Annotated in this window: 9 protein-coding genes; 6 read left to right on the plus strand and 3 right to left on the minus strand. The window is 34.1% G+C overall.

What is annotated here, in order from left to right; translation table 11 throughout:
• Positions 1-6: 6 nt before the first annotated feature.
• Positions 7-1,242, minus strand: coding sequence for an AAA family ATPase (locus BM088_RS04865; RefSeq protein ID WP_091980802.1), 1,236 nt, complete (start codon positions 1,240-1,242; stop codon positions 7-9).
• Positions 1,243-2,043: 801 nt separating this feature from the next.
• Here BM088_RS04865 and BM088_RS04870 point away from each other — a divergent pair.
• A complete protein-coding gene (locus BM088_RS04870; RefSeq protein ID WP_091980805.1) occupies positions 2,044-3,258 on the plus strand; it encodes a replication protein A in 1,215 nt (404 codons plus the stop codon).
• 60 nt (positions 3,259-3,318) lie between these two features.
• Here BM088_RS04870 and BM088_RS04875 read toward each other — a convergent pair whose 3' ends face one another.
• The gene (locus BM088_RS04875) at positions 3,319-4,191 is read right to left on the minus strand and encodes a DNA replication terminus site-binding protein (RefSeq protein ID WP_091980809.1); all 873 of its coding nucleotides are present in this window, start codon (positions 4,189-4,191) and stop codon (positions 3,319-3,321) included.
• 186 nt (positions 4,192-4,377) lie between these two features.
• Between BM088_RS04875 and BM088_RS04880 the strand changes: the two genes are divergently transcribed.
• The 4 genes from BM088_RS04880 (at position 4,378) to BM088_RS04895 (ending at position 8,035) form a co-directional block, all read left to right on the plus strand.
• Positions 4,378-4,839 carry a low molecular weight protein-tyrosine-phosphatase gene (locus tag BM088_RS04880; protein WP_091980812.1) on the plus strand — a complete coding sequence of 154 codons (462 nt, stop codon included), beginning with the start codon at positions 4,378-4,380 and terminating at the stop codon, positions 4,837-4,839.
• On the plus strand, positions 4,826-5,815 hold the full coding sequence (locus BM088_RS04885; protein ID WP_091980815.1) for a FecCD family ABC transporter permease: 990 nt from the start codon (positions 4,826-4,828) through the stop codon (positions 5,813-5,815). The genes BM088_RS04880 and BM088_RS04885 overlap by 14 nt, the downstream gene beginning before the upstream one ends.
• Positions 5,816-6,580, plus strand: a complete 765-nt coding sequence (locus BM088_RS04890) for an ATP-binding cassette domain-containing protein (RefSeq protein ID WP_091980818.1) — start codon at positions 5,816-5,818, stop codon at positions 6,578-6,580.
• A 99-nt stretch (positions 6,581-6,679) separates the two neighbouring features.
• Positions 6,680-8,035: a class II 3-deoxy-7-phosphoheptulonate synthase gene (locus BM088_RS04895; protein ID WP_177207953.1), complete on the plus strand. Its 1,356-nt coding sequence runs from the start codon at positions 6,680-6,682 to the stop codon at positions 8,033-8,035.
• A 33-nt stretch (positions 8,036-8,068) separates the two neighbouring features.
• On the opposite strand, the gene ppsR is transcribed toward BM088_RS04895, so the two are convergent.
• Complete coding sequence (ppsR, locus tag BM088_RS04900) at positions 8,069-8,878, minus strand: posphoenolpyruvate synthetase regulatory kinase/phosphorylase PpsR (RefSeq protein WP_091980825.1); 810 nt, start codon at positions 8,876-8,878, stop codon at positions 8,069-8,071.
• Between the two features lie 208 nt (positions 8,879-9,086).
• On the opposite strand from ppsR, the gene ppsA reads away from it, so the two are divergent.
• On the plus strand, positions 9,087-11,462 hold the full coding sequence (ppsA, locus tag BM088_RS04905) for a phosphoenolpyruvate synthase (RefSeq protein ID WP_091980829.1): 2,376 nt from the start codon (positions 9,087-9,089) through the stop codon (positions 11,460-11,462).
• Positions 11,463-11,529 lie beyond the last annotated feature (67 nt).

Genomic DNA, 11,529 nt, shown 5'->3' on the forward strand with positions numbered 1-11,529 from the left:
ACCTTATTAAGCTGTTTCTAGCTGACATTGCGTTGAGTTCCAATTAGATCTGATCAACATTTCAAGTTCATCAACAACATCTTTAATATTTTCTTGTGACTTAATTAAAGACTCTCTACTCGCTAAACTGTCTGACGTTTTTTGATCAAATATTGTATTAAAAGATGAAGAGCTAGCTGTAATAGCAGAACTATGATTTATAGGGTAACTCATAACTTGACGGCCAAACGCACTGCGTATGTCTTTTACAATATCTCTTTGGGAGTGATTTCCTTTAACATAATTAGTAACTAAGAACTGCATAAAATCCCAACCTTCATGTCCTAGAGCTGCAACTGTATGATAAATTTCGGCTAACCGTTTTAAAAATTTATTATTTGCATCAAAATCTACAGCTTCAGGATGCACAGGGATTAACATTGCTGTAGAAGCCATTAAAGCATTATAAAACATAAAGTTAAGAGATGGTGCAGTATCAACTAAAATAATATCAAATTCATTTTCAACTGGTTTTATGACCTTTTCTAATAATTTGTGATAGTGACGATTTTCAGAGTAATCACGACCTTCATTTAATTGAGTTGCAGTTTCATGTTCAAAATAAAAGTCATCCATACCAGAGGGTAATACACGGATATTTGGGATGTGAGTTGGTAAAAAAGATCCTGAAACAACATCAGCTTGTGTTTCACCTTCATCAAACTCAATACAATCACGCATTAAGTCTCCTACCGTAATGGGATCGGGCTCTGTTGGCGGAAAGAAACTTGATGATGATCCTTGAGGATCTAAATCAATGATGCCTATTCTATAGCGCTTAATATTTGTTGTTGCAAGGGCGGCTGCAATATTGACAAGACTGGTTGTTTTACCACAGCCTCCTTTTAATGAATTGACAATAATGACTTGTAATTTATCATTTTCATTACGATTTTGAGCATTTATACCTAAGATTTCTGCCATATCGTGAATATTTGATAATGTATAAGCATAATGCCCATTAGCCCCTCTTCTAATATCTAAATGGCTAAAATCACCTTGATCATGACGACGTTTTAAAGTGCGATTATTACAACCTAAAAGGTCTGCAGCTGCTTTTTGTGTGTAGGTTCTAAGTTCTTTTTCTTCTGATTTTAAATGAGCTCGGTAATGTTGAATTCGCCCTTCTAGAGAGTCTTCAGCGACAGTAGCTGTCGCTTTAAGTAACTTATAGGTATCTAACGCACTTTTACTTATTGTCATTATTATATCCTTTATGGTGAGTAAACATTATAATGTCACTTACTTATAGAGTAAACTCTTTTTTTAGATGACATCAGTAAAATATTAAAACATTTAAAACATTTAAAACATTTAAAACTTATAACTTTGCTAAAGATTAATATATAAGTATAGAAATGGTTAAGTAATAAGGTATTAAAGGATAGAGATACAAAAAACTAAGTAAGTTGTTGATTAATAAAAAAGTATTCAATAATACTGGATCCGATTTTTACTTGGTAAAGATCAGTTCTTTAGGTACTCATAGATCACTTTTTTACTAAGATAAATTACCCAACCCTAGATATTCACAGGTTGCCCCCATGGTTATTAACAAAAAATAGCTGCGGATCTGCTTTATACTAACTATTATTGATTGATAATTAAGCTTATTACTAAATCTAATATAGATCTACTGAATAAAGATCTGATCTTTACTTGGTTTAGATCAGATCTTTACTAATTAGTTTTGATCTTATGCACAACTAATAATAGAGATCATTATTTTACTAAGAAAAAATGGTTTTAGGTCGATATATATACATCTTGAGATGTTTTTGGACTTTAAATTGACAATTCACTTAGTAAAAAATTGATTTATAATTTTTCTTAGTAAAAATATGATCTGTTGACTTATTTTTTGTACTATAAAAATTTAAGTTAGTAAAAACATGATCTGAAAAAATTTAATTAGAACGGATCAATTTTATACTAACTTAAATGATTAACATTTTATTCAATATGTGTTGTTATTAGCTGTCTAATAAAAAAATGGTAAAAATCATGAAACCAAAGGTAAACATCTCTGTAGAAAATCTACCTGATTCTCTAAGAGGGCAAATTCACGGAGTCGAAAGTGCAAGAGATAATGAAAGCCTCGCTTTGTTTACTGATAATAAAGATGTTCGGGTTTCAGTTGATAATACCTTATATCAAGATTTACGATCTTACTCTAATACTTTTAATCACTATGATCTTTGGGGTCGCTTTGTTAGGTCTGGCCATAAAAAATTACCATTAGAGGAAGCTCCTAAAAGAACAATAATTACTAGGAAAATATCTGAAAAAGTTGATGGTATTCAATATTCTGGAGAAATTAAAATAACCCCTGCTGTTGTGAGTACAAGACAAAATGGTGAGGATGTCGAGTTTTTAGTTTGGCCATCAGATCGTGAAGAAAAAGTAGAAAGAGCTTTGATTCGCCTTGCATCCAAAGGAAAGATTGTAAAAATAAACTTTAAGTCAGGTATTCAGTATGCTGTTGTTTTTTCAATGAATGAACTTGCGCAAGAGCTAAAGTCTGTTGGCCAGTCAATGCCATTTCCACAAATAAAAGAAGCTTTAGAAGCATTGCAAGGTTCTAAATTATCTTTTAAATATTCTGCAACCGATACAAGAAATACAGATATTGATGATTCATTTTATGAGTCAAATATGAACTTTTTATCATCACTGCATTTTAGCGGAAAAAAAGGCCAAGGTGGTAATATAAAGTGTGTTGCATGCTTAAATGCTTTTGTTCATAACATGATCGATAATTTAGAATATAAAGGATATTATTTTAATCGGGCACAAGAACAAAAAAGAGGGTTGTCACGATGGATGATGCTAAGGTTATATCATTTGTGGCGATATGCAGCACCAGGTAAAACTCATCACTTTAGATTATTATCAATAATGGAAAAGTATGGTTCTATTTATTCAACCGATGATATTAGTGAAAATAAATTAAAAGCACTTCGCCGAGATATGACAACGACGATGAAAGACTTGATCACTAATGGTGCAATTTCGGATTATAGCATTTCAAATGTTAAAGATGATAAAACTGGAAAGATTATTGATTACACTTATGAACTTCATCCGACAAATGAATTTTGTGAAGAAATTCTTACATTGAACAAACACAATAAACGATTAGAAATTCAAAGTGGAAAAAGAAGTGCAGAGCCCACAATTACAATAGATGAAGATAATATAGATCAAATTGTTGTTTAGATTAAACCTATAACTAACTTAATAAAAAAGCCATATATAAAATATGGCTTTTTTATTAAGTTAACTATTCTTTTCTAGATATAGTCTTTCAATGAGATAATGTGTTTGTTTTTTTCTTGGGTGATGTTCAGGTTTTATGTAATTTTTTAGAGTGCCATATTTTACATTTTCTTCAGGATTGATAAGAATAAAAGGTAATGCAGCACTAACATGATATCTGTTTTTTGCATCATAACGAATATTAACTTGTGGGCTAACACGGGTAGGTCGTCTTATTCTTAATTTTTCTGAATCTTTAATACTTGCTATATTTAATTTCTCTTTTTGTACTAGTTGTTGCCAGGCTAATAAATCAATGACTTTAGAGTTTCCGAAAGTTTCAGAGTTATTTAATAAAGAAAGAGCATCAGATTTAGATAATAGTTTTATTGAATGTTTATTCATCCAAGTAAATCTAATTGAATAGGGGGATTGAGATTCGAAGTGAATATTTCTATAAGCACACAGTGTGATTAAATTTGGTACTGCACTATGTACTAAATCAAATCTAGCATCATTATTACCTGCATTTACAATTATTTTTTTTAATTCGTTTTTTGCAGAATTTATTTGTTTTATTCTAGATTCAATAAGTTCTGGTTTTTTTGACTCTAGGGCAATAATACCTGGGTGCCGTTTAATAATACGCCCACTTAAATTATTTTTTTTATAAAAATCATTAAATGCAGCGCAACATTTATCAAATGCAATATTGCCAGAAAACGCATTCACACTGATTTCTTTAACCGATTTATTTTCATCTTGAGCTGTCATTTCTGGTAATTGGTAATAACGCGCATAAATTAATTTTTGCTGTGATATTTCAATAATAAGTTGGTTTATAAGGCTAGTCACATTTTCAAACTGAGTTCGAACATTAAATTTCAAATCCATAGAACACATCATACCGAAATAGAAAAGTTATATTCTATATTTTTGTGCTTTGTTTTAATAGTTATTTAATTAATTTTACTGGATGCTGAGATTTATTTTATTATTAAAATAGGTATGATGTGTTCTTCTTGGTTTGGCTATAAATAACAATTACTTGTAGAATGTAATAAAATTAAAGGAGGAAGTATGAAAGTCATAAAATCTGTTTTGTTTGTTTGCTTAGGAAATATATGCCGTTCGCCAACAGCACATGCAATAATGCGTTACAAAAACACCCAATTGAATTTAAATTTGAAAATAGACTCAGCTGGTACTGATTCATACCATAAAGGGGAATCACCTGATAGTCGTTCCCAGCTTGCAGGCGAAAAACATGGTTACATTTTTGATGGCATCACATCCAGAGCAATACAAAAAGAAGATTATAATAATTTTGACTTGATTTTGTGCATGGATAGCAAAAATTTGCATGACTTAAATAAATTTTATAATGATGACCCTCATAATAAAATCAAACGCTTATTAGAATACACAGATCTTGACTTATATGATGTGCCAGACCCATATTATGGGGGTGAAAAAGGGTTTGATCATGTCATCTCTCTTATTGAAAATGCAATTAATGGTTTAATAAATGAAATCAGTTAAAAAAAAACTATATATAACAATATTAACTTTACTTATTTTATTTATAATTTCACTATTTTATGGTGGAATTTCCTCTCACACTATTAGTCCCATCAATATATCAGATATCAATAAAGTGATTCTTTATGACTTGCGCTTACCTAAAATATTAACTGCTATTTTAGTGGGTACATGTTTAGCACTAAGCGGCCATTTATTTCAATTACTTTTATCTAATCCTTTAGCCGAACCTGGACTATTAGGTGTATCGAGCCTTGCTTCTCTTTTTGTAATGTTAGGAGCTGCGATTTTTAATTACATTAACATTAGGTATGATGTGTTCTTTTTGGTTTTATCTTCTTCTCTCGGTGCGCTTTTAGCTGTAACTATCATCTTCCAATTAGCTAAGAGGCTAGGCCAATATTCAAGTGCATCACTTATTTTAAGTGGCATAAGTTTAACAACTTTAATATCGGCCATATCAAGTTGGCTTATTTATTATTCAGACAATACACAATTACGTACTTTTAACCTTTGGCTTTTGGGGAGTTTTGAACACGTCACTTTTTTTCAACTCATGTTTATAGGTCTTATCACTGTTACAGTGACAATTTTATGCATGTGTAAAAGTAAAGAACTTAACATGCTCTATATGGGAGATCAGAACGCCACTTTATATGGTCTCAAAGTGAACAAGTTAAGAAAATATATGCTTATTCTTGCAAGTACACTTGCCGCTTGTGCTGTTGCTCTGGGAGGCGTAATTGCATTCATAGGTTTATTAGCACCCCATGCAACAAGAATTATATTTGGCCATGATAATAGATTGGTTTTACCTATGCTCGTGATTAACGGTGCAAGTTTTATGGTGTTTATTGAATGGATTTCTCGAACCAGTATGTCGTTGCAATTACCTTTAGGCCTTGTAACAGCGACTTTGGGTGGACCTTTTTTCTTATTTATTCTATTTAAACATTTTAAAAATCAGGGTTTATAAATGATAAATATTACTAAGGTGAATTATAAAATTAGTGATACTTTCAAAATCACTAACTTAGACTTAAATTTAGACAAAGGTACCTACCATTTATTAGGGCCTAATGGCGCAGGAAAAACATCATTCTTGAATTTATTAAGTGGGTTATGTTCGCCTGACACGGGTCATATATTTATCGGAAATGTAGCAGTAAACCCGTTGAATTTAGGCCAACTTAGCAAGGTTAGAGCCTATTTAATGCAAAAGCAAGTTGCTCATTTTGCACTAACAGTCAAAGGTATGTTAGCTATTACTTTATCATTAAGTGAAAGTGCAGTTGAAACTTTATGTGAAAATCATGATGTGATCAAAGGCCTAGATTTATTACAATTATTAAATAGGTCTATTACGGCACTATCTGGGGGGGAATCACAAAGAGCACATTTAGCACGTGTTTTGCTTCATTGTGATTTAAAACTTGAGCCGAACTTTTGCTTACTATTACTAGATGAACCTTATACAGGGTTGGATGTATCCCACAAGCTCTGGTTAAACCAATACCTTACACAGCTTGGCAAATATATTACGGTTTTAATAAGTCATCATGAGCTTAATTTAGCACTTAATTTAGCGCAACCTTGCATAATAATAAACAATGGCCAGATACATAGGGTATTAACAGATAGCCGAGATATTGAAAAATCAACTTTAGTAGATGTATTTAAGCTACCACTCAGTGTATTAAGTGAGACAAATGAGGGTATATTACAAATAATTGGCATTTAGACGAATTTCATCTTGAATTTTGCACCAAGATAGGTAGATTCACTATGTACACAATATTGTGTATTAATTTTAATTGTTATACGGAATGAGGAAATAACAGTGAAATCTTGGAGTCCTAACAGTTGGAGAGAATCCCCAATTGTACAGCAGCCGCAATACCCAGATCTTGCAGAGCTAGCAAGTATAGAAAGCCAAATTAATAGTGCACCACCTTTAGTATTTGCTGAAGAAACAAGAAGCTTATATAAACAATTAGCTGACGTATGTGAAGGTAAAGCCTTTTTATTACAAGGCGGAGATTGTGCAGAATCTTTTTCTGAATTTAATGCTGCTGGAATTCGTGATACATTTAAAACACTTTTACAAATGGCTGTTGTACTCACTTATGGCGGAAAATGCCCAGTTGTAAAAATTGCACGAATGGCTGGTCAATATGCAAAACCACGCTCAGCTGATTTAGAAACAGTGAATGGTGTCGATTTACCTTCATATAGAGGTGATATCGTAAATGGTATCGATTTCACAGCGCAGGCCAGGATCCCTGATCCTAAACGCTTATTAACTGCCTATCACCAAAGCGCTGCAACCTTGAATTTATTACGTGCATTTGCTCAAGGTGGGCTTGCTGATTTACATCAAGTAAACCGCTGGAACATGAGTTTTGTGGCCGCAAACCCACTAAAAGATAAATATCAAAAATTAGCAGCTCGCATACAAGATGCGCTTGAATTTATGGAAGTGTGTGGTATTAATGCATCTAATGCACCTAGTATTAAAGAAACAAGTCTTTATACTTCTCATGAAGCATTATTGTTAGGTTATGAAGAAGCACTGACCAGAAGAGATCACCTTTCAGGTGATTGGTATGACTGTTCAGCACATTTTGTATGGATAGGCGAACGAACACGCCAGTTAGACCACGCACATATAGAGTTTTTTAGAGGAATAAAAAACCCGATAGGTGTTAAAGTTGGACCAGGAATGGATCCTGATGAATTAATTCGTTTAATAGATGCTGTTAATCCAGAAAATATCCCTGGACGCTTAACATTAATAACACGTATGGGCGCAGATGTATTAGCTGATAAGCTTCCTGCTTTAGTGCGAAAAGTTGAGCAAGAAGGCCGTAAAGTTGTATGGACTTCTGATCCTATGCATGGCAACACAGAGAAAGCGAGCAATGGTTATAAAACGCGTAGCTTCAATAATATTTTACGTGAAATTAGTCAATTCTTTGCGGTTCATAATGCTGAAGGCTCATACCCAGGTGGTATACATCTTGAAATGACAGGGCAGCATGTTACTGAATGTACCGGTGGCGCTTATGGTTTGTCCGAGCATGATTTAGCACAAAGATATAAAACACAATGTGACCCAAGACTCAATGCAGATCAAGTATTAGAGCTTGGTTTCTTGGTTGCCGATTTACTAAAAGATGCTAGAAGCAATCGCTAACTAGCAACTTTAAAAGGCGAGGGAACTCGCCTTTTAATATTTACGCCTTTCTAAACCAGTTTCAGCTAAGATTTTTGCAGATATTTCTTCTACCGAATGTTGTGTTGAATTCAAATAAGGGATGCGATGAGTTTTATATAACATTTCGACTTCTCTGACTTCTATACGGCATTGCTTAATGGAAGCATATTTACTATTTGCTAACCGCTCATTTCGAATAGCTGATAACCTTTCTGGTTTTATTGTTAAGCCAAATAGTTTCTTTTTATGTGGTAAAAGTGCAGGTGGAATTTTTAGATCATCCATATCATCATCTGTAAAAGGATAATTAGCAGCTTTAATGCCATATTGTAAGGCCAAATATAAACTAGTAGGTGTTTTTCCACTCCTACTGACACCAACTAAAATAATATCAGCATCATCATAATTTTTTAAGTTTGCACCATCATCATTTGCTAAAGCATAATTGACAGCGTCAATCCTAAAATCATAACTTTTTTCATGTATACTGTGAGTACGATGTGTCCGAGGAACTGGCTCAACTTGTATTTCTTTTTCTATCTGGTCACTAAAAACGGTTAAAAAATCATAACAGACACCATTTGATGAGTTAATAATATCTGTCAGTTCATGATCTACAAAAGTATAAAATACCAAAGGTTTTTCGCCTTTAGAACTGATAGCCTTGTCAATTTGATTTTTAACTTCTAGTGCTTTTTCAATTGTTTCGACAAAAGGGATCGTTATATTTTTAAAATCAACTGGAAATAAAGAAAGTGTTGCATGACCAAAAACCTCAGCCGTGATAGCTGTGCCATCTGAAATATAAAAAGCAGTTCTCAAGTTATTCGCCCTATACTAATTGTTCATATAAATATTACGCATAATATACACTAGTTTTTGAATATATATCTAAAGCTTAAATAATATCTCAAATTCATATATTTGAGTATTTACCAACAGACCATCAGCGGTGTAGAATTACCTAGACCTAAAAGGATGGTCACATTCGTTCAAGATAACTTTATAATCTGCTTTTGGAGATATTTCCGTGCAAGAATCCGTTCTCTGGTATCAAGAACTTGGTATGCAAGATGTTCCTCGTGTTGGCGGCAAAAATGCCTCACTTGGTGAAATGATTTCTAACCTAGCAAATGCTGGTGTTCAAGTCCCGGGTGGATTTGCAACAACATCAGATGCTTTTAATGAGTTCCTTGAACAATCGGGATTAAATGCTCGCATTTATGATGTACTAGATGATCTAGACGTTAACGATGTAAACAAATTAGCAAAAGTAGGTGCTGATATTCGACAGTGGATATTAGATACACCATTTCATGACTCATTTAATGATGCAATAAAAAAATCATATGACCAATTACATGGTGATGCAGATCAAGATGTTTCATTTGCTGTCAGATCTTCAGCCACCGCTGAAGATATGCCAGACGCCTCATTTGCTGGGCAACAAGAAACCTTTCTAAATGTACGTGGTATTGATGCGGTTATGATAGCCATCAAACATGTATATGCATCCTTATTTAATGACCGTGCAATTTCATATCGTGTTCACCAAGGTTATGACCACCGAGGTGTCGCTTTATCTGCCGGTGTGCAACGTATGGTGCGTTCAGACAAAGCATCATCTGGAGTCATGTTCAGTATAGATACTGAGTCTGGTTTTGAAGATGTTGTATTCATCACGTCAAGTTATGGTTTAGGTGAAATGGTTGTACAAGGTGCGGTTAACCCCGATGAATTTTATGTTCATAAACCGACCTTAGCAGCTGACCGCCCAAGTGTTGTTCGCAGGAATTTAGGCTCTAAAGCCATTGAAATGGTATATTCCGATGATGAAAGTCATGGTAAGCAAGTTGAAATTATAGACGTTCAGCAAAGTTTAAGCGATCAGTTTTCTATCACAGATGCTGAAGTTCAAGAACTTGCAAAGCAAGCTGTGATCATTGAAAAGCATTATGGTCGAGCCATGGATATTGAATGGGCTAAAGATGGTAATGATGGCAAACTTTATATTGTTCAGGCACGTCCAGAAACAGTCCGCTCAAATGAAGATGCGAACGTAATGGAACGTTATCAGCTTGTTGATAAGTCAAAAATAATCATCGAAGGCCGTGCAATTGGTAACAAAATTGGCACAGGCACTGTACGTGTTCTAGAATCTATCGCTCAGATGGATCAAGTTCAAGTCGGCGATGTTTTAGTGACCGATATGACAGATCCAGATTGGGAACCTATCATGAAACGTGCTTCTGCGATTGTCACAAATCGTGGTGGACGCACTTGTCATGCAGCAATCATAGCCCGAGAGCTCGGTATTCCGGCTGTTGTAGGTTGTGGTAATGCAACTGATTTAATAAAAGACAATGATGAAGTTACCGTTTCATGTGCCGAAGGCGATACAGGTTTTATTTACCAAGGCCGTTTAAAATTCGATGTGATCACATCTCGTGTGGATGAAATGCCTGAGTTACCAATTAAAGTTATGATGAATGTTGGTAATCCAGATCGTGCCTTTGATTTTGCCCGTTTGCCTCATTCAGGAATAGGATTAGCTCGTTTAGAGTTTATCATTAATCGTATGATTGGTGTTCACCCAAAAGCACTTATTAACTTTGCAGATCAAGATGAATCTGTTAAAGATGAAATCAAAGAAATGATGGCCGGGTACGATTCTCCGATTGAGTTTTATATCAGTAAGTTGGTTGAAGGCATTTCAACATTAGGCTGTGCTTTTGCGCCAGAGAAAGTTATCGTTCGTATGTCTGATTTTAAATCAAACGAATATGCTAATTTAGTTGGCGGCCAACAATACGAGCCCGAAGAAGAAAATCCTATGATAGGTTTTCGCGGTGCTTCAAGATATATCTCTGAAGATTTCCGTGATTGTTTTGCACTTGAGTGTGAGGCAATTAAACGTGTTCGTGACGATATGGGTCTAACAAATATAGAGATCATGATCCCATTTGTCAGAACCGTAGGCGAAGCAAAACATGTCATTGAATTACTTAACCAGCACGGATTAAAACGTGGGGAAAATGGTTTACGTATTATAATGATGTGTGAATTACCTTCGAATGCTTTATTAGCTGAAGAATTTTTAGAACACTTTGATGGTTTCTCTATCGGCTCTAATGATTTAACTCAGCTAACTTTAGGCTTAGATAGGGATTCTGGTCTCATTGCACATTTATTTGATGAACGCGATCCAGCGATTAAAAAGCTGTTATCTATGGCAATTAAAACAGCTAAATCAAAAGGTAAATATGTTGGAATTTGTGGTCAAGGGCCTTCAGACCATGAAGATTTTGCTGCTTGGTTAGTAGAGCAGGGTATAGACTCTGTTTCTTTAAACCCAGATACAGTGCTAAAAACTTGGCTATATCTCGCTGAACAACACGGCAAGTAGATATTTAGCTTTTCAGTTTTAAAAAAGGGGCCTAGGCTCCTTTTTTACTTTATAAATCATGAATAAT

The sequence above is a fragment of the Pseudoalteromonas denitrificans DSM 6059 genome, from assembly GCF_900112265.1.
Taxonomy (GTDB): Bacteria; Pseudomonadota; Gammaproteobacteria; order Enterobacterales; family Alteromonadaceae; genus Pseudoalteromonas; species Pseudoalteromonas denitrificans.